The organism is uncultured Gimesia sp., assembly GCF_963976445.1.
Classification (GTDB): Bacteria; Planctomycetota; Planctomycetia; order Planctomycetales; family Planctomycetaceae; genus Gimesia.
This window is the reverse complement of record NZ_CAXBKP010000019.1, coordinates 39,147-65,605: the sequence shown is the minus strand read 5'-3', so window position 1 is coordinate 65,605 and position 26,459 is coordinate 39,147. Positions and strand designations below refer to the sequence as shown.

General features: G+C 50.8%; 13 protein-coding genes. 3 read left to right on the top strand and 10 right to left on the bottom strand.

Features of this window, described 5'->3' with window-relative positions:
* Positions 1 to 30 precede the first annotated feature (30 nt).
* The 4 genes from AAC022_RS19155 to AAC022_RS19140 all read right to left on the bottom strand — a co-directional run bounded on the left by AAC022_RS19155 (position 31) and on the right by AAC022_RS19140 (position 5,567).
* Complete coding sequence (locus tag AAC022_RS19155; RefSeq protein ID WP_339733617.1) at positions 31 to 1,455, bottom strand: TadE/TadG family type IV pilus assembly protein; 1,425 nt, start codon at positions 1,453 to 1,455, stop codon at positions 31 to 33.
* Positions 1,456 to 1,670: 215 nt separating this feature from the next.
* Entirely contained in the window at positions 1,671 to 2,030 is a 360-nt protein-coding gene (locus AAC022_RS19150) for a hypothetical protein (protein WP_339733616.1), read from the bottom strand.
* A gap of 70 nt (positions 2,031 to 2,100) precedes the next feature.
* Entirely contained in the window at positions 2,101 to 3,399 is a 1,299-nt protein-coding gene (locus AAC022_RS19145) for a hypothetical protein (protein ID WP_339733615.1), read from the bottom strand.
* Positions 3,399 to 5,567, bottom strand: coding sequence for a hypothetical protein (locus tag AAC022_RS19140; RefSeq protein WP_339733614.1), 2,169 nt, complete (start codon positions 5,565 to 5,567; stop codon positions 3,399 to 3,401). Before AAC022_RS19140 ends, AAC022_RS19145 begins: the two co-directional genes overlap by 1 nt.
* Positions 5,568 to 6,189: 622 nt before the next feature.
* On the opposite strand from AAC022_RS19140, the gene AAC022_RS19135 reads away from it, so the two are divergent.
* Positions 6,190 to 6,750, top strand: a complete 561-nt coding sequence (locus AAC022_RS19135) for a sigma-70 family RNA polymerase sigma factor (protein WP_339733613.1) — start codon at positions 6,190 to 6,192, stop codon at positions 6,748 to 6,750.
* A 110-nt stretch (positions 6,751 to 6,860) separates the two neighbouring features.
* Positions 6,861 to 10,994 carry an SUMF1/EgtB/PvdO family nonheme iron enzyme gene (locus tag AAC022_RS19130; RefSeq protein WP_339733612.1) on the top strand — a complete coding sequence of 1,378 codons (4,134 nt, stop codon included), beginning with the start codon at positions 6,861 to 6,863 and terminating at the stop codon, positions 10,992 to 10,994.
* Positions 10,995 to 11,194: 200 nt separating this feature from the next.
* On the opposite strand, the gene AAC022_RS19125 is transcribed toward AAC022_RS19130, so the two are convergent.
* The 6 genes from AAC022_RS19125 to AAC022_RS19100 all read right to left on the bottom strand — a co-directional run bounded on the left by AAC022_RS19125 (position 11,195) and on the right by AAC022_RS19100 (position 21,386).
* Positions 11,195 to 12,565 (bottom strand): Gfo/Idh/MocA family oxidoreductase, encoded by a 1,371-nt coding sequence (locus tag AAC022_RS19125; protein WP_339733611.1) that lies wholly within the window; start codon positions 12,563 to 12,565, stop codon positions 11,195 to 11,197.
* Between the two features lie 435 nt (positions 12,566 to 13,000).
* The gene (locus AAC022_RS19120; RefSeq protein WP_339733610.1) at positions 13,001 to 14,527 is read right to left on the bottom strand and encodes a TolC family protein; all 1,527 of its coding nucleotides are present in this window, start codon (positions 14,525 to 14,527) and stop codon (positions 13,001 to 13,003) included.
* Between the two features lie 187 nt (positions 14,528 to 14,714).
* A complete protein-coding gene (locus AAC022_RS19115; RefSeq protein WP_339733609.1) occupies positions 14,715 to 17,852 on the bottom strand; it encodes an efflux RND transporter permease subunit in 3,138 nt (1,045 codons plus the stop codon).
* A 69-nt stretch (positions 17,853 to 17,921) separates the two neighbouring features.
* Positions 17,922 to 19,217: an efflux RND transporter periplasmic adaptor subunit gene (locus tag AAC022_RS19110; protein ID WP_339733608.1), complete on the bottom strand. Its 1,296-nt coding sequence runs from the start codon at positions 19,215 to 19,217 to the stop codon at positions 17,922 to 17,924.
* A gap of 70 nt (positions 19,218 to 19,287) precedes the next feature.
* Complete coding sequence (locus AAC022_RS19105; RefSeq protein WP_339733607.1) at positions 19,288 to 20,715, bottom strand: HAMP domain-containing sensor histidine kinase; 1,428 nt, start codon at positions 20,713 to 20,715, stop codon at positions 19,288 to 19,290.
* Positions 20,712 to 21,386 carry a response regulator transcription factor gene (locus AAC022_RS19100; protein ID WP_339733606.1) on the bottom strand — a complete coding sequence of 225 codons (675 nt, stop codon included), beginning with the start codon at positions 21,384 to 21,386 and terminating at the stop codon, positions 20,712 to 20,714. Before AAC022_RS19100 ends, AAC022_RS19105 begins: the two co-directional genes overlap by 4 nt.
* Positions 21,387 to 22,021: 635 nt before the next feature.
* On the opposite strand from AAC022_RS19100, the gene AAC022_RS19095 reads away from it, so the two are divergent.
* Positions 22,022 to 26,452, top strand: coding sequence for a PVC-type heme-binding CxxCH protein (locus AAC022_RS19095; RefSeq protein WP_339733605.1), 4,431 nt, complete (start codon positions 22,022 to 22,024; stop codon positions 26,450 to 26,452).
* Positions 26,453 to 26,459: the final 7 nt, after the last annotated feature.

The following is a 26,459-nucleotide window of genomic DNA, read 5'->3' as shown; positions in this document are numbered from 1 at the left end:
GTTAGAAGTAAAAATGCCCTACAGTCCTCTCTAAGGCACTATGGTTAGATCGCGAATTCCCGGGCCACAATTGGAGCCCGTACCAACGGAGGGACCCGAAAACTCGGTACGGTTGCCGGTAATCGGGTCGACTGCCATCACCGCCTCAAGTACGATGTCAGTCACAAGAATTGTCCCATCCTGCTGCACGGCAATCCCTTGAGGGGTCGCGATCGGTGACCCAGTTCCTTTGCCGATTCCTGAGATTTGCGTTCGCATTCCAGTCGTCACGTCTACGGAAATAATATTGAGATTGCTGGCGATCAGCAGGTTACCGGATGCGTTAAAAATGGCATCCGATGGATTGCCGATCTGCAATTGTGCCGGTGTTGAGAGTGTATCTGCGGTAATCAAATTTCGGTTGCCCGTCACAGCGTCCACCTCATACACACCGGCAAACGGGGCGCGTCCCACGACGTAGATGCCGTCTGCGGCGCTAATAGCAACAGTATCACCACCGACGGTCCAAAAGGGGCCGGACCCCACCATCGAGCTTGAGAGAACGGTCCGGTCGCCCGTCGCGGGATTGATGCGAAGCAACCCGGAAAAACTGGTCAGCGCTAATAACGTACCAGAGGGTTCCAGGACCAAACCCGTTACGCTCAGCAATCCGGGACCACTCCCAACGGGCATACCAGGGGGAAAGGACGCTGAAAGAATCGTGCGATCGCCTGTGGCTGGATCCACGGCCACAATCGATTGCCGAAATGGATCGGAATAGATGATCCGCTGGTTGGTATTGTCCCAGACAATATCGGTCGCCCCTAATGGAGGAACTCCAGTTCCAGTTCCCGAACTCGAGGTGACAGATCGGTTGGCGGTATTGGGGTCGACCAACGTGATAGAAGCCGGACCGGGGGGAATGGTACATGCGAGGTAGATATTGCCCGTATAAGCCTGAGTCACAGACTGGATGTAAGGCCAAGTCGTGGTTTGCGAGACGATTTTTCCGACAAGTGAAAAACCGAAACTCGCCAGTAAATCGGGGGCCAAGTTCTCCATTCCTACGCAGACCGTAACACGAACAGCCGCAATGTTGGTTCCAGAGGGTAGGGGGGGAGTGGTTGGGTCCGGGCACTCACAGGGCTCCGTGGTTTGGGTCGGGTTGCCTGCTGAGGGTACATTGTGTTGCAATATGACCCGGCAATATCCAGGAATGTCTCCTGTCTGCAGTACCCGCTCCACGCGGTTGGCCACATCCCCTATGGACGTCGGAAGAGTGCCTGTTGATTGTTGAGCCGCAAGGCGAGCTCCTTCACGACTGGCAAGTTCCACCTGCTTGATCTGAGCCAGCAACACACCGAACTCGACAATCGCGATTGCACATATCAGCAAAATTGGCATCGTGAGTATCAACTCGAGGATGATCACACCCCTGGGTTGAGTTTTTTTCTTCTCAAGCTGGTCAATGTTCATAGTTCTCTGCCTAACGGGTTAGAAACACAAATCTCCTACAAATCATGATGATCTCCTGCTCACCCATCCGGCGATCCGAAAATTGAGAATTCTCGAAAATGATGCTTCCTGCTGGTGTCGCCAATTCCCTTGTAGTAGTACGTATTGGAAAGTGGAAAGGCCCAGATGCCTTATGAGCATCCGGGCGTTAATTAAAATCTCCTACACTGAAAAAATCAGATCAATGCCAGAATTCCCGCCGCATCCGAGAATACAGCATCTATTTTGGCCGTCTCCATGGGATCCCCCTGTAGCTGCAAATTGGAGATAGTTCCCATCTCCCCGCCCGAGGCTGAGACAAGGGGGACAAGACCAGTACCATCGGTTAAACCAAGCGAAGGATTTCCTACATCAACGGTAACGGTATTACCAGGGCTCAGAGTCAGGGCTCCGATTACGTTCAAGCTATCGAATATGTTTCCAGGAGCAATCAGGTCGAAAACAAGTTCACCAGATGACGCGACAATGAGGTCTCCTACGACGAACCCAATCCCGACAAAGTCTAATGTGCCGAATAAGGTGACCGTGGAAGCCATGGCAGTAAATGATCCTCCTGCGGTGACGTCGCCCAGGCTCATGCTTCCCAAGCTGGCGGTAACGGAAACATTACCGAATACGGAAATAATGTCGCCCGTATAATTCAGGCTTCCGCTGCTGACAAGTGTGACGCCTCCCGTTCCCGTTAGCGTAGATGAAGCTGCACCGTTGATCGCTCCCGGCAAAAATGGATACGGAAGACGCCGTCACATCATGATTTCCTAGATTGACAGTGCCTCCGTGATTGCTAAAGACAGCGGAATTCACCGCGTTCAGATTTCCACCGAGTGTCAGGTGACGGCCTCCCGCGGTGGTGATCGCTCCACTGTTCGTGGTGGCCGACCTTAAGTTGAGATCGTGATTACCAACGCCCGCCTGCAGGTTGATTGCAGCTAACTCTTCCGTCGAAACAAGGTCTGTTCCAGCAAGGCTCACGGTCCCCGTGTGGGTCACATTGATCCCGAGCCCGTCTTTGTTTCCTGAGACAGTGATGTCCCTGTTGTTAGACACCGACAAGTTTCCGCCGTTTGACTCAAACGCCCCGGCGGTCACATTTCCATAGAGGGCCACATTCCCGCCGGCATGATTGAGATCGACAATCCCCGTCCCCGTGTTGATATTCGAACCCGCGGTGAAGTGATGACCGCCGGTGGAGATGAAGTCGCCATTGCTGGTGGTTACCGAGCGGACTGCTACGTCATTAATACCACCACCGGCGACGATGATAATACTGGCGTTCGCCGCACTGGAGAACAGATCGGTGCCACCCATGCTTACGGTGCCCGTGTGATTGATATCAATACCTTCTCCACTCCCCAGAATACCTGAGACGGTGATATCACGATTGTTAGACACGCTGAGATTGACGCCGCTGGTGGCCACCGATGCTGCTGTGAGACCGGTATAAACATTAATCGTTTCGGCCGTCAAATCGATTCCCGCCGTTCCCAGATCAAGGTCAGATCCGTTGACGGCGATGGTATCAGTACCCAATCCGCCGTTGATGACCAGCGAATCTGTGGGATTCGTAAAGGTGGTGTTTTCGATGGTTGATCCTGATAAGTATGAGGTGGTCGCATCAACGCGAGTCAGTGCGATCGAATCATTTCCTCCCAGGAGATTAAAGGTTTTTACCGCTGCAGTTGTGGTATCCGTAATGGGATCAAGCCCCACGAAATTAACAGTCGAAGTGACAGAGCCATCTACAAGTTCGATATCACCATCATGGGCGTTATCATAGTTGTAAGTGAGCGAATCGAAGATACCGCCTTCAAGAGTGAGCGTGTCACTGCCAGCGCCCCCCAATCCGTTAAAGGTCACGCCGCCCAGAGGAATCGGGTTTCCGCCATCGCTTCCCAGTCCCGGCATCACGGGAGCGCCGCCGTCAAAGTCGATTTCGTTCCTGAAGAGGTGAAATCGCCGCCATCAGTGGTCACGCTGCCAGAAACGTTCACCGTGCTTGCAGAATTGAGTGTGATCGTACCAAGTCCGCCGTTTTGGGCAGACAACAGACCACGGACGTCAATCTTCCCGGTCGATACGGTGATATCAATGTTGCCCGCAGTGGCGCGAATGTCATCATTGGCTCCTGTGGAGAGCGATGTGGCCCCCGTTGCGGAAAAAGAGGCTCCGGTCACATCGTGATTCAGAGTTACAACCTCGGCATCAATGATCAAATCAAGACCTACAGAATAGGCCCCCCCCATAAATAGTTGGTCCGTCCCGCCGCTTCCATTGATTGTTAACGAATTGGTGGGGTTCGCGAATGTAGTGTTCTCGAAACTTGTCCCCGTCAGGCTGGAGGTGGCCCCGTTATCGGTCAGGGTAGCCACATTGGCACTATTGGTGAGGTTAAAAACAGCGTTGACTGTCGTGCCGGTATTGGTAATGGGCTCCAGACCAATGTAGGTAATGACAGAATCATCCAAGATGATACTACCATCGTGAGCATTGGTGTAGTTATAGATCGAGTCGGTGTGGCTCCCGTTGGTAATCATTAATTCATCGGAGCCACTGCCCCCTAATCCATTGAAGAATACTTCATTCACAGGGATCGGATTGCCACCGCTGAAATCAACTTCCAACGAGTCAGCGGAATTGGTAGCACCGATCACGCGAACTTCACTGGTGCGATCCAACAATTGATTGGCAATGAGATTCCCATCCCGATAAATTTCAACTTCATCATCGGCAGTACCCGGCCCGTAGGAGTTGCGGACCACGCGATAATCTCCTGCCCCGCTGACCACCAGTGGAATCAGGATGGACTCAAAGTTTTGAATAGTAATACCATCAAGGGCGGAACTCGGCCCATCAATGCCAAACGTATAGGGACTGATGGTTGAATAGTTGGCGAAAAAGTCTGCCAGGGCGGCTTGCACAACAGGATCCTGGGCCTCAACATCGCTCAATGAGAGAAACAGCGTATCATTGCCGTGAGCCCCATCGTAGGTGATGGTATGACCGCGATCGAGCGAAGCGGTCACCGTGTCATGGTTATTTCCCGAATTGAACAGCAGCGTACTTGAAAATTCAACATCCTCAAAATTGAGCGTATCATTGCCGCCCGTTCCCAAAACGATGACCCCTGACTTCCCGCCGTCACTGATCACATCCACGCTGTTATCGAAGCCGCTGGCCAGACCAATCACCGCGTTGTCACTGAGCGCTAAGATCGTACTCGTCTGACCGCCATCATTCCCTGAGAAGGAGTCGGAACTATTGTTATTCCCCGTGTAAAGGAAGGTCACATCAGCATCACCGATAATGAAATGATCATTCCCGTGACCACCCTGATAACGCACGCCAGCCGAACTATTGGAGGTCGTAATCGTGTCGTTGTTATTGCCACCGTAAACCTGGAAGGAGTCGTCATATCCTACAAAATCTACGTCGGCAAAATTCAGCACATCATTGCCACTTGTACCATCGACGCGCACATTCTGCATGCCATCAATGTCGATCACATCCACACTGTTAACAAAGCCGCTAGCCAGGCCGATTACCGTGTTGTCATTGAGCGCCAAGATCGTACTTGTGCCAGAACCATTTGCGGTAAAGGTATCGGAGCTGTTGTTATTTCCGGAATAGAGGAACTCAACATCAGCGGAGCCAGTCGCGTATGAATCATTTCCATGCCCGCCAGTGATCTGGGCCGTGATAGCGAGACCATCTAAATCAGACAGATCGACCATGTCGTTGTTGTTGCCGCCATTGATCGTCAGGCTTGTGATCAATGCCACAGCGACCGTGCTACCTCCCCCCAGATCCGTCGAGAAGGCGCTGCCATTGGTACTAAATTCTAAGAGCCCCGAGAGATCTTCACGGAGGACCAAGGAATCGTTACCTGAAGTCCCTAGAAACGTAACATCCGTCCCGGCAAGAGCGAACGCAAAGGTAAGTAATGTGCGATCCTCTAAAGATTCAGTTGCCATCGACTTTGCTGGAAGGAAAGCATGAGGCTTAAACCGTCGGCGATTCTTGGCGCGAATCGATTTGGTATGGAATATATTCTTCAACCAATTTGTAAGCAACATTATGATTTCCTTTATCGTTGTGATATTCGAAAGCAGTGATTCATTAGATTCCGCAATATGATGCAGTCTCTGGGAGACTTAACTGGGAGTGAGCACAATTGCAGATTGTTGAGGGTGTGCCCTTCGGCATATCAATGACTCAAATTACACAACACCATTGCGTACACAAACACTATACACACAGTCAAGTGTCAATATGAAAAACATAGTCAGCTTGCCCTGCTTGTAGGTTTTGCACTGACATATACAGCAGAATAACTACACAAAAACTAAATGACACAGGCTACAACAACAACTCATGCGAACACTTGACTTGGCACAAAATCACACAAGAACACTATTTAAAATAGACATATAACAACAACCCTGCTATTTCTTACATTAGTGCAAAACATAATCCTTCATCTTGCATTGGGTCTTTTACATGGATACAAAGAGTACAGTTTCCCAGAGACCTTAAGACCAGATCACACCTTTTTACACACTCCCATAAGTACAAATACCCATAGAGTACAAAACCAAACCGATTCATCAGTTTACATTTTACTAGGTGTGACAACTTCTCTGGTTTGTGACAGAAATTTTGTTATCTCAACGATAATTTTGGAAAATATCCCCCATTATGAATATTGAGTCTATTTCCACAAATCTCATCAACCATGCCTCAGAGGGAGACCCGGCTTCCACGAACAGATTGATGGAATTGTCTGAGTGGCTTCTATTTCGTATCGCAAATCGTGTGATGGACAGCAGGGAGGATGCTGAAGATGTTGTTCAGGAAACGTTAGCAGCTGTGGTAAAAATAATGGCCACTGAGGATCTTCGTCTGGAATATGGGCGCCACAGTTTTCTCAGACTTCTTAAGTCATGTTTGCGCAATGTCTCCGCTAATCACTTTCGCAAAAATCAGGTCATTGGCACAGGGGGCACAGATAATCTGAACCACCTTCAAAACCTGATTGATGAGAACATCGAAACGGTAGAAGAAAAAAGAGATATTGCCGAGGGGGTGATTGAATTAGCCGGATTGACAGACAATGAAAAACAGGTTTTGAAACTGCTATTCCTTTCCGGTAAATCTGCCAGGGAGATCGCCGAAGAAACGGGAATGATGACAGACAATATCCGGCAAATTCAGTCTCGCGCTCTCCGAAAAATTCGTAATTTCCTGGGGGAAGATTAAAATTTATTATTTTCCAACAATTGGCTGTCACATTTTAGGTAGGAATCTACACATAAACTTAAAGATGAGTTGGATAAATAAAACTGAAACTGTACTAAGGACATAATTTCGTGGTTGGCTTATACTCCTCTGCCTGTCCGAATATCGCGACGATATCTGCCTACAGCCTGGGAAAACTCAGCTTTACTGAAATCGATTCTCTCTCACAGCACTTCTGTACGTGCACTGATTGCAGAGAAAAATTGGAGAACCTGGATGACGAGCCTGATGCACTGATCCACAGCCTCAGAGTTCCCCCAGTCTCTATTGGCCAGATCTCGCTTGAATATGAGATTGGCTTCGGTGGCATGGGACGTGTTTTTAAAGGCTACGATACGCGCCTGATCCGCCCTGTTGCTGTGAAACTGATCAATGCAGAAAGGCAAAAGGAGTGGAAGGATCTGGCAGAGCGATTTGATCGTGAAGTGCAAATGCTTGCCCGAGTTGAATCACCTTATGTAGTCAAAGCGCTATTTGCAGGTGAAGAAAATGGCTTTACCTATTTTGTGCAGGAGTACGTGGACGGAAAAAATTTGAAGGAGAGGATGGAGCAGCTCCATTTTTCCATGCCCTCACGGGCTTGTGCCAGCATTGTGTATCAGGTCGCTTCCGGATTAACTGCGGTACACAAACTAGGCATCGTTCATCGTGATATTCACCCTGGAAATCTACTTCTGAATACAAAGGGAAACGTTCAGATCGCTGACTTCGGACTAGCCTTCGAACCAGAAGACCGTTCCAACAGTTACGAATTAACCTCGCTCAGGCAAGGATTTGGGCAGATCAGTTATGTCTCTCCGGAACAATGGAACGCAGCACGCAATGCGACAACGAAATCGGATATCTATTCCCTGGGTTGTGTCTGGTACTTTCTACTCACAGGACACCCTCTGAATCGTGACACGAAAACCCTTGAAATCATCAATCCGTCCAGCCAGTTCCAGAATATTGGCCGGGCAGATCGAAAACTATTAAAGTCCATGTTGGAATTGAAACCGCAACAAAGACCGACGGCACAAGAAGTGGTTACCGCTTTACAGAGCCGTCTGGGGGCTGCCAATTCCATTGAAGATATTCTGAAAAAACAGTCAGGGCAGGGACCCACAAAATGGAAACGGTATGGGGTCCTGGCATCTCTCACTCTGCTGACCTTGTGCTGCATGATCTTTCTGGCTTTCCCTTCACAGGACAGTAGCTCGACAGAACATTCCAGTATCGTGGCTCCAATAGCTCCACATCCACTTCCTGCAGCGAATGCCGATAATCAAAAACCGTTTGCATTACGGTTTGATGGGATCGACGATTTTGTTGAAACTCCTTTTGTCTACGACAGTGGGGAACCGATCACTTTTGAGGCCTGGCTGACTCCAGACTGTGAAGAACGTCCCAGAAATATGGAAATTGTTTCAAACGCCGAGACGGCAGGGTTTCTCTTACGATTGAAAGATGGAACGATGCCGGAGTTCCTGTTCCATGACGGCATCTACTATGCTCCTCATAATCGCTCGCGTCAGATTGGCTGTGGAAAGCGAGTACACATCGCTGCCGTGTATGATGGAATCAGTATCGGGATGTATGTAGATGGCAAGAAGCAGGGGCTGAATTACCCAATACGGCGGCGACATCGACATTCTCCAATTCCAATCCACCTCTGTGCCAATCCAGACCCGGCTCTCATTGGGCGGCCCGTTGCCGAAAAAAAAGCCTGTTTTGCTGGGTTACTGCATCAGTGCCGCTTCTCAAAAGGCGCAATCTACCTGGATGATTTTTCGCCAGAAAAACGGCTCTCATCCAATGACTCGACCATTCTGCTGTACCACTTCAATAGCGATTCCGGGAAGATTGTATCTGATCAGAGCGGTAATGGTCGCGATGGGAAGATCGTAGGAGCGACCTGGGAAGAATTCGATCCCCAGAAAGTTCCAGATAAAAACGACCAGTTCAAATGGCCTGCCGAGATGCCGGATCCCGTACTGGTCAATGACAGCCCCGAGCGCATTCGGCAGCTTCAATTGGCCTGGGCAGACCACCTGAAGCTGCCACCTGATTTATCAATCCCCATGGGAAATAATTCCGATATCGAGCTGGCGTTAGTTCCCCCGGGTGAATTCATGATGGGAACGTTGGAAACTTCGCTGCAAAGTCCTGATGCTGCTGAAAAGCAGAAGAAATTAGAACCTCGTATTTTGACGGCTAACCTGGCTCAGCAACGAACACGAATCACCCGTCCTTTCTATTTGAGCAAGACCGAGATTTCACGGAAACAATTTCGCCAGTTTGTTGATCAAACCCGTTATAGAACTGATGCGGAAATCGACGGACAGGGTGGTTCTGATTTTAAGACGACGGAAATGAATCCCCGAATTACCTGGGCAAGTGACCTGAAGGGCGCGCTCAGTGAAAATCATCCCGCTACCAACCTGACCTGGTATGATGCCAAAAACTTCTGCAGTTGGTTGACCAGAAACCAGGCCCAACTGGTTTTCGATCTACCCACCGAGTCACAATGGGAATACGCCTGCCGTGCAGGAACGACTTCAATGTGGTACACGTCCGATAGAAACCAGTTATCCAAATACTGCTGGTTTCAATCTACGCAGACCCACCCCTGTGGCAAACTTCAGCCCAATGCCTTCGGTCTACACGACATGCATGGAAACGTCTCTGAATGGTGTCGTGACTATTTTTCGACGGAAGAGAGTTTCTCTGACTCGATCAACAATCCCACCGGCCCCCATTCAGGTACTCATAGAATCATACGAGGCGGTTCCATCAGTCAGGAGGCCGACTATTGTCGCTCTGCATATCGAGAAGGCCGTGTCCCGGTAGCCCGGGATGCCCAAACTGGCTTCCGGATTTGTGCCACGCTCAATCCGGAGACGGAAAACCTGGACAGCCTTGATCAATTTTCTCTGCATTTCAATGGCATCGACGACACTGCCGAGGCCGTATACGATTATCGTACGCGATCTGATCCACTGACCATTGAATGCTGGGCAGACATCCCGGCTGTGACTTTGAACGACCAGTTTGCCTCTGCGGTCATCTTTGATCTGCATTCGCACCTTCGCGCCCTGTATTGTGTGCTGCAAAACCATCGAGTCCACATGTATTACCGCCAGGGAGACTGGACCTGGCATGCCTTTTCTCCGGTAATTTCGGCTGGGAATCATCACATTGCAGGCGTGTTTGATGGAACAACACTGAATATTTTTGTTGACGGGCGTATTCCAGAAAACGTTTCAAAGCAACGGGCCCCGCGTGAGGCACGCTATTTAAGATCGACATTTCGAATCGGTTCCAGTTCGATGCTGGAAAACTCACAGCACCATGGTTTTCAGGGAAATATTTCGCAACTGCGCATTAGCGAAAAAACGGTCTATAACGCTGCGTTCCAACCACCTCCCCTGCTCACACGGCATGAGTCCACTGTTGCCTTGTACCGATTTGAAGAAGGCAACGGCAGGATACTTTATGACCTCAGCGGAATGCATAATCATGCGCGAATTACTGGTGCCGAATGGTCGATCAGTCCGGCACCTGAGAAACAACTCACAAACCGGGGAGTTCGCTTTGATGGCGACGACTGGATCGAATCAAAACTTCCGGACAAATTTGAAGGCCCCTTCACAATTGAAGCCTGGGTCTCACCTGAAACAATGAAAAAAATGGCACACCAGCTATTATTTCAGTGGGGGACTCTCAGCCTGAAATATAATGTAAATAATGGTGAGTATTGGACCTGGTCTCTGCTCGATCCGCAGTCCCTGGAAGTTCCTGTCTCCACGATGTCCATCCGAAATGTTGCCATCAATCACCCCGTACATATCGCCTGTCAGTGGAATGGAGCAAACTGGACCATGTTCTTGAATGGACTCCCTTGCCAGACTCTCAAAATGCGCGACAGCCAGATTGCCCGCCTGAGAGACATCATCGAGTCCTGTCAGCAGAAACCGCTGTTTATTGGAGGAATACAGCCTTCAGAAAAAGACGTTTCGCACTACTTCGAAGGTAGCATGCATGCGCTCCGAATTTCAAACATCGAACGTTATCACAAACTGTTCACACCTCAAGATGATTTTGAAATTGATAATCAGACACTTCTGCTATATCGGTTTGATGAAAAAACAGGAGAGACAGCGCACGACTCCAGCAACGATAAAACGCATGGCACATTACATGGCGCCCAATGGCTCGCCAAATGATTGACTTTTATCCCCGACTCCTTCCATACCCAAAAAACATGGCTCACAACCCCTTGTAAATTAAGGTGTTGCGAGCCATTGTTTTTTGTAGTACAGCAGACCACGACAATGTTGACGAACGTCAAATTCAGTCGATGCTTGCCAACTTCATCATGGGTGTTGTTGATTCGCCGAGTGAATCCGCGAATCCTGCTTCCTGACTACATATTGATTTCGTAACCTTTGCGGTTTTCGCGTGAGAGGAACGAGTTCGCCTGGGCGTCGCCGATCACCTCTCGCTTGACCGGATCCCACTTAATTCCACGATCCAGACGCATGGCGATATTGGAGAGATGACAGATCTCCAGCATGCGGTTATGAGACCAGACGTCGGAAATCGGTTGCTTGCGAGAATTCATAGCCTCGATAAAGTTGGCTGTGTGATTCGCGCTGACCTTGCCGCCGTAAACTTCTTCGATGGCTCCTTCTGGCAGTGGATTCTTTTTGAGGTCTTCAACAGGCGCCCCGACGATCTTGCCACGGTTGACAAAGAACCGACCTTTCGTGCCTTCGAAGAGAATGCCGTTATCACCTTCGCTGGTAATAATCATTTCCACATCGTCGGGCATATCAACTTGGATTTTGAATTTTGTGGCGGCGTTGTACTGATCGTGCACCACAGGGTTTCCATCTTTGTATTCCACTGGCAATGAAAATTCGAGCGGCGTCACTTTACTTGGCCCTGTGTCGCTGGCACCAAGTGCCCAGCAGGCAATGTCAACATGATGCGCGCCCCAGTCGGTCAGTTTTCCACCAGAGTACTCGTGCCAGTTTCGGAAGGCGTAGTGACAATTACTGTAGAGCGGTACGCCACCACCGTAACCCTTACGCATTTCGGGAAGCGCCCGGTAATCCACTTTCGCTGCCGGTCCCAGCCAGAGATCCCAGTCGAGTTCTTGAGGAACAGGAGCAACCGGGATGACAGGAGAAGCCGACATACCATTGATGCCGCACGTCACCTTTTTGACCTTACCGATGCGACCAGCCTTCACCAATGCGACGGCCTGCAGGAATCGCTGTCCCGATTCCGATCGCTGCATCGTGCCGACCTGGAAGACGCGGCCTGTCTCCTTGACGACCTTTTCAATCAACTTGCCTTCGTCAATCGTCAGAGTCAACGGTTTTTCACAATAGACGTCTTTGCCAGCATACATCGCTTCAACCGCGATCTTCGTGTGCCAATGGTCGGGTGTAGCGATCATGACGGCATCAATATCTTTTCGATCGAGAACTTTCCGATAGTCTTTGTAGGCGTCTGGCTTCTTGGTCTGTTTCTTTTCTGTTTTTGCCACGTTGGCTGCGAGAACATTCGCGTCGACATCAGCGAGTGCCGCGAAATCAGCAAATTTAAATGACTTCGAGGTAATCCCCCAACCCTGGTTTCGAAGACCAATAGTTGCAAAGACAGGACGATCGTTCGGTGACTGGTAACCGAAAGCGCGATCAGCCGAAGGGCAGAAAATACTGGCAGCGCCTGCAAAGGCAGCTCCCTGCAGAAAATTGCGGCGCGTTATTTGTCGAGATGTTGGCATCGAGCGAAATCCTCTTGGAGAAATAAATCAGAAGTCTTGTATATCAAAAGTACGCTGGCATCGCTCCGCGCGTTTGGTGCGTCTCGAGAACGATGTCCGTTGGGACCAAACATTATACACGAATGCGTTCATTGAGTACACCATAAACTGGGACCCTAGAGAAGATGGGGGTAATCCAAGACCTGTTTTGTGCATTGTAATACCAGTGATTGTGCAATCTGCCCCCAGGAGTAACACCAGTCATACGGCTTAGTGTTCTCTTGTTTCAAGACTGTGCTGTTCGCGATAATATCAAATTGAGGCTGTACTGAATTTTATTTTCTCGAGTCTAAATTCAACAATAGCCGAGCAATCAATGAGCGTTCAGAGAATCGTTCTCACACCACTTCATTTTTTTGAAATCATCGCTGCGATTCTAATCGTAGGTGACAGCAACTACTGTCCTACGATCAGCTCCAGAGGCATGCCGGTTGCTCCAACTAAGAGAGCGGCAGACTGTGCGAGTTCGTTGAGCAATTCGAGTTGGGCACGTTGATTCTGCAAAATGCTGGTGCGCGCCTGAATGATTCGCACGACATCGACTTCGCCTGCCAGGAATTGTTTCTCCAGACTCTGCAACTCTTGTGGCAGTTCTGATGCGCTCAACGTTTTCTCTTTTGCAAGGACGTCAAAGGCGAGTTTGTATCGTTCGAAAGCCGCCTGTGCTTCCAGTTCGGCTCTCAGGAGTGTCTGACGCCAAACTGCAGTCCTCTGATTTAGTTCGGTCATACGCTGTGTTTCGAGAGGTCTGCCGGTATTAATAATTGGCAGGCTCAATTCCGCGCGCAGGCCAAAATGATACAAACCACTTGCGTCGCGCTGATAATACGGGCCCGTTGTGATATCGGGAACCCGATCTGCGGAAGCAAGATTCAAGCCGGCAGAAGCGACATCAACATTGGCATGTGCCACGAGGACATCCGGCCGAGACGCCGCCCAGCTCGTCATCCAGGCCCGATTGTCTGGTGCTTCATTCACACTTCGAAAATTGATTTCCGACTTCATCGATCCATCGTTCTCTGCAGTAGGCAGCAGCCATTGGGTTGTTCGCAGGTCGCCTGCAATTTCCTCCGGGGAATCGGGCGGCAGTCCGAGCTGACGTCGAAGATTACGCAGTGAAGACTGATAGTTGGCTTCAGCCAGCCTGAGCTGCTGGCTCGTGGCACGTGTATCGATGCGCACCGTCGCCAGATCCGCGCCGGAAATATCGCCCGCATCAAATCGCTTTGACAACGCTGCCAGCAAACGCTCGTTATTATCCTGACTGGCCTGAGCCACTTCCAGCAGCCCGCGTTGATAAAGAGCCGTGAAATATAATTGTGCTGTCAAAGATGTTGCCTGAAGTTCCGCCTGATGAATATTCCAGCGCACGCCGTTTAATGCTGAATGCGCTGCATCTTCGCGAAACTGCTGCTGATGGGCCAGTTGAATCCGCTGCATCAGTAAGACGTAATGATAGGCATTCCCTGTTGGTCCTCCTCCCGGAAAGTACTGGCCGGGAGTGACCTGCGCCTGGAGTATCGGATTGAACGGATAAGTTTCCGCGACTCCCACGGTGGCAACGCCGACCTGTTCCGTTTCACGCAGCGCGACCAGATCCGGATTCCCGGCCAGAGCCAGCGAGATACTGCCGTAAACAGACAACGACTGCCTTGTAGAATGAGAGATTTCAGTAGAGTAATCCGGTTCAACCGTTTCCGTAAACTGTAATGATACTTTTTGGATCTTGGTGACCGGCATGTGTTCAGCAGGAACCGAGACTCTGGCTGCCTGAGTTTCGATCACAGATGAGAGATCAGCGGGGATGTCTTTCGCGATGTCTTTCGCAGAGACCAGATCGGATTGAGACGAACCGCTGGCCCTGCATCCGCTGAAAGTCAGAATTAGTAGCAATAAAAGCAGGATGTGAAGACGAGCCATCATGGCATTTCGATCCAGTAAGTATTTTCCATTGGGGAAGCACTCCGTCGATTCCCCATACATCAGGCTGACGCCTTACTCTCTCCTTTCGTCAAAATACACACCATCGATTCAATACGAAGTCCCTTTTTAAGTCAGAGTTAATCTTCCCGATGAAAGAAGCCTGACTCTATGAATCACTTTAGGAAATCTACGTCGACAGTCCGGGTTGATCCAATTGGAGCGGGGACCGACTGAATTCTGCCTCTTCAGTATTTTCGGTGCTCAGCATTGCCTGTTTCCCCCACAAGAGGTACAGCGGCGGCAGCAGAAAGAGATTCAATATGGTCGAGGTCACAAGCCCCCCGATGATGACAACAGCCAGCGGATATTCGATTTCGTGTCCTGGTTTGTTCCCCGAAATGACGAGCGGCAACAGCGCCAGCGAGGTGGTCAGAACGGTCATCAAAATCGGTGCGAGGCGTTCTTCAGCACCTCGAATCACAAGTTCGAGACCAAACGACATCCCCTCTACCGCCTGAAGATGCCGGTAATGACTGACCAGCATGATACCGTTCCGTGCAGCGATGCCGAGCACGGTGATGAAACCCACCAGCGAACCGAGTGAGAGTACACCGCCTGCCAGCGAGACGGCAACCACGCCGCCGATGAGTGCAAACGGAATCGTCAGGCAGACCATTAACGTCAATCGAGCAGACTGAAAGTCGATATACAGAATCAGCAGAATTCCCAACAGCGCGACCGCTCCCAGCAGCAGCAATCGGTTCTGAGATGCCTGCAGGGCGGCGAATTCCCCCAGAAACTCGGGATGATAACCCCGATCAAAGGGCATGCCGCCTACAGCGGCCTCAATGTCTCGCGCAACAGAACCCAGATCCCGGCCTTTGGCATCGCAGGTGACGTCAATGCGTCGTGAACCGCTTTCGCGTTTGACTTCATTTGGAGCTGGGACAATGCCGATTTCCGCGACATCTTTGAGTGGCACTTGCCCGCCGTTGGGTAAGTCGATTCTCAGTCCGTGCAGTGCCTCTAGATCCGTGCGCGATGCCTCAGTCCCCCAGACCATGACATCCATCTTCTTCTGGTTTTCGAAAACTTCGCCGACCTTTGTCCCCCGCAGCATCGTTGTGACCGCCCGTCGAACCTGACCGGGAGTCAATCCAAATCGTTCGGCAGCTAACGGCTTGAGTCGGATGTCAACTTGAGGAACCAGTACCTGAGGTTCGACCTTGAGATTGTTCACGCCGTCAATTTCACCCATGACTGCAGCGACCTCATGCGCCTGATTTCTCAGCGTTTCCAGTTCGGGACCATAGATGCGCACGACAATACTGGAGCTGGTTCCCGACAGCACTTCCTTGACTCGCTCTCGCAGATACGTCAGGACATCACGGTACAGGCCGGGATAGCTGTCCACAACCGCCTGGATTTTGGCCAGTGTTTCGTCGTAGTCCACATCTTCATCTATGCTGATCCAGAGTTCGGTAAAGTTCGGGCCGACCACTTCATCGGCAACCTGAGCACGACCGATATGACTGCCGAAATTGCGCACGCCAGGAATGGCCCGCAGTTCACGACTCGCCTTGATCGTAATGCGGTCCATCGCTTCAATGGATGTGCCCGGCTTTTCGACAAAGTGCATCAGAAAATCGGTCTCCTGAAAGTTCGGTAGCAGTTCCTGCCCCAGACTCTGTAGTAACACAAATGTCGCAGCAAAAGAGATCGTCAGAACACCAATCGCCGACTTTGGACGCACGGCGAACCACGGCAACATGTTGCGATAGGGAATCTTCAGCCACCGCGTCAGAGGAGGTTCATGCTGTTTCATGTGCTTGCGCGGCAACAGCAGCAGTGACATGGCCGGCGTCACAATAATCGCCACTAGCAGCGACGCCAGAATGGCCAGGATATAACCAATCGCCAACGGTCGAAAAAATGAACCGGGCAATCCTTCCAGAAAGTAGATCGGCAGAAACACCAGCACGATAATCGCCGTCGCATAAACAATCGCACTGCGGACTTCCATTGAGGCGTCCAGCACGACATAAAAGGCAGAACGTGGGCGTTCGGCAAGCTGATTGAGTCGCAGACGGCGCACGATGTTTTCGACATCGATGACCGCATCGTCAACAACTTCACCCAGAGCAATAACCAGTCCTGCGATAATCATCGTATTGATGGTCATGCCCCACCAATGAATCAACAGCACCGCCGAAATCAGCGACAGGGGGATAGCCGTCAGACTAATCACCGCCGTTCGCCAGTCAAACAGGAACGCGATCAGCACGATCACTACGAGCACACACCCAATCATCAAAGCGTTGGTTAGATTCGTAATCGAACGCTCGATGAACGTCGCCGGGCGAAAGATAGTGGAATCGATCTCGACCCCTTTCAATCCCGGCCTGAGCAAATCCAGAGCGGCTTCGACCTTGCGCGTCACTTCCAGAATATTGGCCGCCGGCTGCTTTTCCACGATTAGCAGCAAACCAAGCTGGTCGTTAATCACGGCGTCTCCGATGGCGGGTGCCGCCCCGATCCTGACATCAGCAACGTCGCCCAGGCGCAACGCGGCGCCGCCATTAAAGGAGACCACCGTTCTCGCTAAATCTTCCGGGCCGCTGACCGGAGAAAGCTGGCGTACGGCCATCCGCTGGTTCGGTGTATCGACAAAACCGCCCGCATCCAGCACGACGGCATCTCCCGCGGAACGCAGGACGGCATCGAGCGTGACCTGATGCGCCCGCAGTCGATCAACGTCTACCATCACCTGTAGCTGTTTGTCTCTCTGTCCCCAGATGGCCACATTGGCGACGCCCGAAATCGCCATCAACCGCGGTCGAATTGTCCAGACCGCCAGTTCCGACAGCTCCTGCTGCGACAGTGAATCAGACCACATCCCGATTTTCATCATACGGCTGAGCGAAGAGAGCGGCTGTAGAATGACCGGGGGGCGTGCCACTGTCGGCAGACGTGGTGCTTCCACAGCCAGACGTTCCTGCACCAGTTGCCGCGTCCGATAGAGGTCCACCTTTTCTGTGAGCAGCATGCGGATCGAGGACAGACCGAGCACCGACTTGGACCGCAGTGTATCCAAACCGGGCGTGCCAATGAGTGCGTTCTCTAAAGGAAATGTGATCAGGTTTTCGACTTCTTCCGCGGACAGCCCCGGAGCTTCGGTCTGTATCTCAACATAAGGCGGCGAAAATTCGGGGAAGACGTCCAGTGGCATCTCAGGCACCATCCGCAGCCCTCCTAAGATCAACAACACCGCCGCAGCGATCACCGCGATGCGTAACCTCAAGGCCGTTTCAACGAGCCACCTCATATTCATCTCCACAGGTTATGAACAGTCAATTGACTTTGACTTGATTAATTTCTGTTATTGGACGCTGCGTTATTTCGCAAAGCCGAATTCGGTTCCCGAAAGTTCTGCTGCGCCAGCGGTAACGATCTGCGCGCCAACCGCAGGGCCCCGCAAGAGAGCCACCCGGCCGTGATCAACCCAGCCGACTTCGACACGACGACGAACGTACTGACGTTCTCCCACTTGTTCGTAGACCCATTGGCCCCCATAGATGTCATAAATCAGTGCCGACCAAGGCACGGACTTCACATTCGTCTCACCCACCAAGGGCAGGTGGGCTGAGACTTTCTGGCCGGGACAAAATTGATGATTGACGTTGGGAATTTCGTAATAGATGTCAACAGCAGCCGAAAGCGGCATCGCCGTTGGCGGAAGTGAGACCGGTTTTCCCAGGATATCTTTGTTAGTTAAACGACCATCCAGCAGCGTCAGACGCGCGGGGCGTTTCATATCAATTTCGTCCAGCTCTCCCACATAGACGGGGACTTTGATCCAGAGCACCGCATCATTCATGACTTCAAACAGAGGGAGTCCAGCTGCGATTAACTGGCCCGGCTGAACGTTCGTGGTACGGACGATTCCTGATAGAGGAGAATGAATGGCGAGCGGCTTGAGCGTACCGGCGTCTTCATCCAGTTTAATGTTGTCGACCAGTTTTTTACGAATCTTCGCTGCCGCCAGAACTTCGTCCGCCAACTGCACTTTGGCCTTGGCATCATCGACGGCGCGCCGGGTTCCCACATTCCCCTGTAGCAGGCGTTCGGCCCGCGTCAACTCAATCTGCGCGGCATCTTTCTGCACACTCGCCTGCTGAAGTAAACCCTCTGCATCAATTTGAGATTGTGCCACCGCCGCCTTTGCTTCCGCGAAACGAATTCGCTCAGCCGGCGTTAAAACGGACCGCTCAGGTGAGAGTAACGGCAACAGTTCCAGCAACGTTTCATCCTTTTTAATACGCTGACCGACCTGTGGGAATAAATCACCGTGCGGATGCCCGAGGGTTCCGGCGAGCGGGGCGGAAACAATCACAGAAGCGCCTGTCGGCAAAACCATTTCAGCACCATAGGGCCGTGCGCGAGGCATTGAGCGAATTTCCACCGGCTGCGTTTCCACACCCAGGCTATTGACCGCTGCGGGACTGAGTTGAATGATATTCAGATCGGATTCACTCACGGGGTGAGTCGTCTTCGCATGGCTTACAGTCGGCTTGGATTTTGCCGAATTCGTTGTCTGTTGTGCTTTTCGATCATGATCCCAGATGATGAACAACAGTCCCAGAATGAGACCAAACACCAGCAATGCCAATCCTTGTTTTAGAATCTTCATTTCAAATTTCTTTCTGACGTCTTGATTTGCTCAAATTGGCTATGGTCAGGTTGTTCACTCAAGAGAGGCATCACACCGTAAGACGGTCTGCTGGAGTTGAACTCGGTTCATCAGCATTCGTGTATAATCGCAGACGAACCGTCACTGTCGTCCCGTGTTCCGGCTGACTTTGAATATCAATTGTGCCCTCATGCATCAAAACGACAGTCTTGGCAATCGAGAGGCCCAGCCCGGCGCCTCCACCGGAGTATTGACGCGAAGGGTCGGCCTGATAAAACCGATCGAAGAGATGCGGCAAGTCGTCGGAAGAAATCCCGATGCCTGAATCTTGTATTTCGATGACGGCGGTTTGTTGCGAGACACTCAATCGCGCCGTCACCCGACCGCTATGCTGAGTGTACTTGATGGCATTATCCAAAATGTTGAAGAAGACTTGGCTGAGACTGATATCATCGCCGAGGACTTCGCAAACCGTTTCGATTTCGCAATTCAAGGTCACACCACGATCGGTTGCAACCGGTTTCAACTGATCGACAACATCCAGCAGCAGTGCGTCCAATTGAACGGGGTCATGGATGCAAGGTATGATTCCGGCATCGTGTCGACTGAGATTGAGCAGTTGATCGGCCAGTTTTCCCAGACGTGTTGTTTCCTCAACGACAACAGCCAGAGTTTGCGCGTATTCTTCTGGAGTACGCAAGGAACGCAGGACTGACTCGGCTTCCAGTCGCAGTGCGGCGATCGGAGTGCGAATTTCGTGAGATGCATCCGCGGTAAAGCGTCGAATCTCATTGACGGCGCGTTCCAGTCGGGCGATCAGCGAGTTCAACGCCACTGCCAGTTTCCCGATTTCATCATCCGGATTGGAAACCTCGATCCGACGATCCAGACAGGTGATGTTGATCGAATTCGTATCGTCCACAATCTGCTGGACCTGCCGGAGTGCACGTCCCGCCAGAAACTGACCACTGGCAATCGCCAACAGAACCGCCACCGGTAACAAAAATGTAACAGCCCATTGAAGTGTGTGCAGATCATTATACAGCGGGATGAGCGAGGTCATCACCTGCACGTTCAAAATACCGAACGAGCCAGGCAGAGTTGTGCTCGCAATACGATACGGGCCCAAGCCTTCAAGATCTCGTGTTTCCAGTCGCGTCTGTGGTATCTCTGCAGTTGACTGCGACAAAGTTAGTACGGGTTTCTTCAGTCCCGTACTATTGAAAATGACATGGTCCGCCTGATCGGTGACCATAAATTCATAGAATTCGTGCTGAGAAAATCTTGCTGATGCTTGCGCCGCGAAAACCGAGGTACTGTCGGCAAGTGCGACCTCCAGGCCAATTTCCTGTAGTTCTTCGCGCAAGCCTGTATCCGTACGTGCCAGCACCTGCTGCCAGACTAACAGGCAAAGCACGAGAGAAAAGACGCATAACATCACTGCCAGCGCGAATCCATACCAGAGCGTTAACCGCCATCGAATCGAAAGACGTGTCATGGAGTATCTCCCAACAGATAACCCTGGCCGCGCACGGTATGCAGTATAGAAGTCTGACCGGGTTCCTCAATCTTCTTACGCAGCTGGTTGATCTGAACCTCAATGACGTTAGTCCATGTTGCCGTCGATTCCTTCCAGACATCGCGGGCAATCATCTCGCGCGTCACAATCTGATTGGCATGCGAAATCAGATAGGCTAATAACTCCAACTGTCGATTCTGCAAGGAAATCGACCTCTCCCCTCGACGGACAGTGCGCGAAACCAGGTTCACCGTCAGATCTCTGAACGAGAATTCTCTCTCATTCGTCTGTGCATCTCGACGTAACAATGCGCGAATGCGTGCCAGTAGTTCATCCAGCGCAAATGGTTTGACCAGATAATCGTCGGCACCGATATCAAGTCCGGCGACGCGATCTTCAATCGAATCGCGGGCTGTCAAAATCAGAACGGGTGTTTTATTTCCTGCAGCGCGGAATTCTCTCAGACATTCCAAACCAGACCCATCAGGCAGCATCAAGTCCAGCACAATCAAATCGATATTGGAAGACATCAGGCTGGTTGCCCGGCTCAGTGTTTCTGCCGCCTCGGGTTTAAAGCCTGATTCACTCAAAGCGCGCATGATACTCCGCAGGAGATTTGCTTGATCTTCAACGACAAGTATCCGAGACATTCCAGCGTAACCTAAAATTAATTCCATTTTGGACTGATCATTACACACAGACGAACAGCGCGCATTCAAAATCTATTATCAGCCATGTGAGTACATGAAAGAAGTCTGATACATAGCAGATAATCTCGAATTAATCTTATCGGCTAAGAGACTGAGTCCGGAATTTAATCATTGGCAAAAGAGAAACAAACTTAAAATCAAAATTCCTCGTTCCACTTCGAAAATTTTCGCGGTGATTTGCGTTGAAGAACCTGGTATCTTAGCCGCCATGAAATTGGCATACATTTGCACCCCGCGACAGGTCATAATGAAACCACCAATGAGGACACACTACAGAAAGAGCTGAGTGAAATAGATCGATCGGATCTGCCGCATCGAAAGCCACGAGTAAATTCGGTGTCGCAATCTGGATCGCCGAAATCGATCTATTTCTTAGGCTCATACAGGAATACGAAAAGCCGTGATTGCACACAGCCGGTAAAATATCGCAATAAAAATTGCGCAAAACACCATCTACATTGATTGCTGTCATGTTAATATTGATGAATAACAAAATGATTCTATTTGTCACTTCGCTCTTTTCCGGTACTAACCAGGATCGTTTTTTTTCTTTGAAACTGACAGAGAAACCGACTATGCACCTCGCAATACCATTTATCATTCGAAATACCATTGGCCCGTTTGCCTGCATCGTTTCTCTCATACTGCTGGTGTCCACTGCTGCGACGGCTTCAGCTGAGGAACTCGATCTTCTGTTTATCGGTGACAACGGGCATCATCAGCCGGTGCGTCGATTCGAAGAACTCGCCCCCTCACTTTTAGAGCGCGGGATTACCTTGCGGTACACCGATCGCATGAAGGACCTCAATCCGCAAACACTCTCTCAATTCGATGGGCTGGTTCTCTACGCCAACATCGATCGCATCGAAGAAGCTCAGGCGAAAGCGTTACTCAGCTATATCGCTGAGGGTCATGGTTTCATTCCACTACATTGCGCGAGTTATAGCTGGCGGAATAACAAAGAAATTGTTGCCTTGATGGGAGCTCAATTTCAGCGACATGGCGGACAGGTCTTCTCTACACAGATTGCCAAACCAAAGCACCCGATCATGCAAGGCTACAATAGCTTCACCAGCTGGGATGAGACCTATATTCATCACCTGCATAATGATAAAAATCGAACGGTGCTTGAGTATCGTGTCCAAGGTGATCAGGCGGCGGGCCAGAAACGCGAACCCTGGACGTGGATTAAAACCCACGGCAAAGGGCGTGTTTTTTACACTGCATGGGGTCATGACCAGCGCACCTTTACAAACCCCGGTTTCCACAATTTGGTGGAACGTGGAATTCGCTGGGCGTGTGGAGATGATCCCGGCAAAGCCCCCTCATTCAGCGATCCCAACAGCTTTTCTGCTCCGCAAATGACAGAGCTTCGCAAAGATGTGAAAAAATTCGAATACATTGATGTCGGCCCGAAAATCCCCAACTACACTCCGGGCAAAAACTGGGGAACCCAGGGCAAACTTCGCAACTTAATGCAGAAACCACTCTCTGTCGAAGAGTCAATGAAGCACTTTGTTACGCCTCAGGGTATGGCAGTCCGACGTTATGCAGATGAGCGTGATTTTCATTCCAAGCCGATTGCGATGACATGGGATGAACGAGGGCGCCTCTGGATTTGTGAAACCGTTGACTACCCCAACGAATTAGGAAAAAATCGCGACCGCATTCGTATCTGTGAGGATACCGACGGCGACCACGTGGCTGACAAATTCACGGTGTTTGCAGAAGGCTTAAGTATTCCCACCGCCATCGTAATTGTCCGCGGGGGCGCAGTCGTACAAAATGGTACCGAGACGATCTACTTAAAAGACACTGATGGCGATGATGTTTCCGACCAGAAGACAACACTCATCTCAAACTGGACGCTGGGAGACACCCATGGCGGGGTCAGTAATTTCCGTTATGGGCTGGACAACTGGATCTGGGCGATGCAGGGCTACAACAAAAGCACACCCAAAATCAACGGCCAAGAAACACAATCTTTCAGTCAGGGATTCTGGCGTTTCAAACTATCTCAGACGGATCCACCAATGGTAACCGACCTGGAGTTTGTTCGTTCCAGTGATAATAACACCTGGGGGTTAGGAATCAGTGAAGAAGGTCTGATCTTTGGCTCAACAGCAAATCGGAATCCGAGCATGTTCATGCCTGTGCCCAATCGGTACTACGAACGGGTTCGCGGATGGTCTCCTTCAACCCTGCATTCAATCGCAGACTCACATCTTTTCAAACCGATCACAGACAAAATTCGCCAGGTGGACCAGCATGGCGGATACACGGCTGCAGCAGGCCATGCACTTTACACAGCCAGAACTTTCCCACAGGAATGGTGGAACAAAACCGCCTTCGTTTGTGGTCCCACCGGTCACCTCGTAGGCACGTATGTGCTTCGCCGCAATGGTGCCAATTATGAATCGACAAGTCCTGTCAACCTGCTTGCCAGTGACGACGAATGGAGCGCCCCGGTCATGGCAGAAGTCGGCCCGGACGGCGCGGTTTGGGTGATTGACTGGTACAACTACATCGTACAACACAACCCGACGCCGCACGGCTTCAAAACAGGGAAGGGCAAAGCTTACGAAAGTGATTTGAGAGACAAAAAACATGGGCGAATTTATCGCGTCGTTCCAGTCTCGAATGATGGTGACAAGCTTCACGACTTTGTCAGCCTCGCAAACAAATCGAACAAGGATCTGGTGCAAACTCTCAAGCACCCTGCTTTCGTCTGGCGACTGCAGGCGCAGCGTTTGCTTATCGAACGGAAAGCCAAAGATGTGCTACAACCCCTAATTGAGCTGGTTGCGGATCAGAGTGTCGATGAAGCAGGTCTCAACGTGGGAGCAATTCACGCGCTCCCCACTCTGAAAGAACTGGGTTACGTACAACTTGGAGAACAATTCAAGGCTTCCGACGAAATGGTCCGTTGCCTTAAAAACGGTCTGTCTCATCCATCCGCTGGAGTCCGGCGTAATACGGTCGCCGTTTTACCGATAGACGAACTTGGAATGCAACTCTTGCTGGCGCATCGCCGTTTGTTTGATGATAGCGATCTCCAGGTTCGCTTGCAGGCGATTCTCACACTTGCCGATATGCCTGCGTCAGACCAGGCAGGGAAACTTGTCGCCGAACTCGCTTCGAAAGAAACCGATGGAATCTTGGTCGATGGTTTGACGTCAGCGGCTGCGGCGCATGCTGTTCCCTTTTTGCAATCGGTCACTTCCCGAAAGACACGTGTTTCCACAGACGCCAATCTTCAGATCGTGCGTACCATCGCCGAGCATATTGCACGCGGAAAACCCAATGCCCAGACTCTGATATCAATTCTCGCTGGGATGCAAGACACCAACCCCGAAGTGGCTAGTGCCATTCTTAACGGCTTGACTGACGGTCTGCCAGCAAAGTTTACGATCGCAAAATCGGCATCCATGGACTCGGCCCTGGTGACGACATTCAAGAATGTCGATGCGGGAGCAAAAGTAAAGCTGATTCAACTCGCGAACCAGTGTCACACAGATGCTTTAGATGAATATGCAGATGAAATGATTGCATCACTCGTCGAGAAGCTTGGCGACGAAGATGCAGAACCGGAAAAGCGTGCCATCGCCGCCCGCGATCTAGTCAGCTTTCGTGCAAACGATGACAAAGTCGTCAGTGAGATCGTTGATCAAATCAATGCGCAGACGCCCCCCGATCTTGCTGACAAATTCTTTGAAGCGATCGGGCTAAGTAAATCGCAGTCCGCAGGCAAAATCGTCATTGAAGCTTTTTCGACACTCACACCAAGAATGAAATCGACTGCTGTCAACATCATACTCAGTAAACCTGCCTGGACAAAGTCTTTGCTTAATGCCGCTACAGCGCGTAAATTCGATCTGAACGATTTATTGCTCGAACAGAAACAGGCACTGCGATCTTTTCCGGACAAAAAGCTTCGTATTCAAGCGGAAATGCTTCTCGCGATGGGAGGCGGGCTTCCGGATGCCAACCGTGAGAAGGTATTGCAGTCGTTGATGCACGTGACGAAGGTCACAGGTGATGTAGAGACCGGCCGGGCTACTTTCAAGAAAATCTGTGCAGCTTGCCATCAACACGGTGACATGGGTCATTCCATTGGCCCGAACTTAACCGGTATGGCCGTTCATCCCAAAGCCGAGTTGTTAACGCACATTCTCGATCCGTCGCGAAATGTAGAAGGTAATTTTCGGCTCTATAAAGTACTGACGGTAGATGGCAAGGTCATCAATGGAATGCTAGCAGGTGAAAGCCGAACCAGTATTACGATCATTGATTCCCAGGCGAAGAAAATCAATGTTCCCCGCGAGGACATCGACGAGCTAATCGCTTCGCGCAAATCGGTCATGCCGGAAGGATTTGAAAAACAGATTTCCGAAAAGCAGCTGACCGACCTGTTAGAGTTCCTGACCAGCAAGGGACGTTTTCTTCCGATTCCACTGGGTCGTTACGCCACCGCAGTCAGTACCAAACCGTTATTTGGAACAGGAGACAACGGACCGGATCGAATGATTTTCCCTGATTGGAAGCCCAAAACCTTCAACGACATTCCATTCGTACTGACCGACCCACACGGGAAGACAACACCAAATATCATTCTACTCAATGGTCCTTTCGGCACTCTGCCACCGAAGATGCCGAAGGCAGTATCACTGCCGTGCAATACCAGAGTCAAAACCATTCACTTGTTGAGCGGCGTGGGCGGCTGGAGTTTCCCATACGCCAGAGAGAAAACCGTCTCAATGATTGTACGACTGTACTACGCTGACGGCACAACGGAAGACCACAAGCTGCTCAACGGAATCCACTTTGCAGACTACATCCGCCGCGTCGATGTACCGGAAAGCGAATTCGCGTTTCAGCTGGGTAGTCAGCAAATCCGTTACCTCGCAGTCAAACCAAATCGCCAGGAAAATATCTCAAACATCGAACTCACTAAAGGCCCCGACAACAGCGCCCCCATCGTAATGGCCATCACCATCGAACGCTGAGCGTGAA

Coding starts and splice junctions, on each gene's coding strand:
- AAC022_RS19155 (WP_339733617.1), bottom strand. CDS start 1,455: ATGAACATTGACCAGCTTGAGAAGAAAAAAACTCAACCCAGGGGTGTG.
- AAC022_RS19150 (WP_339733616.1), bottom strand. CDS start 2,030: ATGGCTTCCACGGTCACCTTATTCGGCACATTAGACTTTGTCGGGATT.
- AAC022_RS19145 (WP_339733615.1), bottom strand. CDS start 3,399: ATGCCGGGACTGGGAAGCGATGGCGGAAACCCGATTCCTCTGGGCGGC.
- AAC022_RS19140 (WP_339733614.1), bottom strand. CDS start 5,567: ATGTTGCTTACAAATTGGTTGAAGAATATATTCCATACCAAATCGATT.
- AAC022_RS19135 (WP_339733613.1), top strand. CDS start 6,190: ATGAATATTGAGTCTATTTCCACAAATCTCATCAACCATGCCTCAGAG.
- AAC022_RS19125 (WP_339733611.1), bottom strand. CDS start 12,565: ATGCCAACATCTCGACAAATAACGCGCCGCAATTTTCTGCAGGGAGCT.
- AAC022_RS19120 (WP_339733610.1), bottom strand. CDS start 14,527: ATGATGGCTCGTCTTCACATCCTGCTTTTATTGCTACTAATTCTGACT.
- AAC022_RS19115 (WP_339733609.1), bottom strand. CDS start 17,852: ATGAGGTGGCTCGTTGAAACGGCCTTGAGGTTACGCATCGCGGTGATC.
- AAC022_RS19110 (WP_339733608.1), bottom strand. CDS start 19,217: ATGAAGATTCTAAAACAAGGATTGGCATTGCTGGTGTTTGGTCTCATT.
- AAC022_RS19105 (WP_339733607.1), bottom strand. CDS start 20,715: ATGACACGTCTTTCGATTCGATGGCGGTTAACGCTCTGGTATGGATTC.
- AAC022_RS19100 (WP_339733606.1), bottom strand. CDS start 21,386: ATGTCTCGGATACTTGTCGTTGAAGATCAAGCAAATCTCCTGCGGAGT.
- AAC022_RS19095 (WP_339733605.1), top strand. CDS start 22,022: ATGCACCTCGCAATACCATTTATCATTCGAAATACCATTGGCCCGTTT.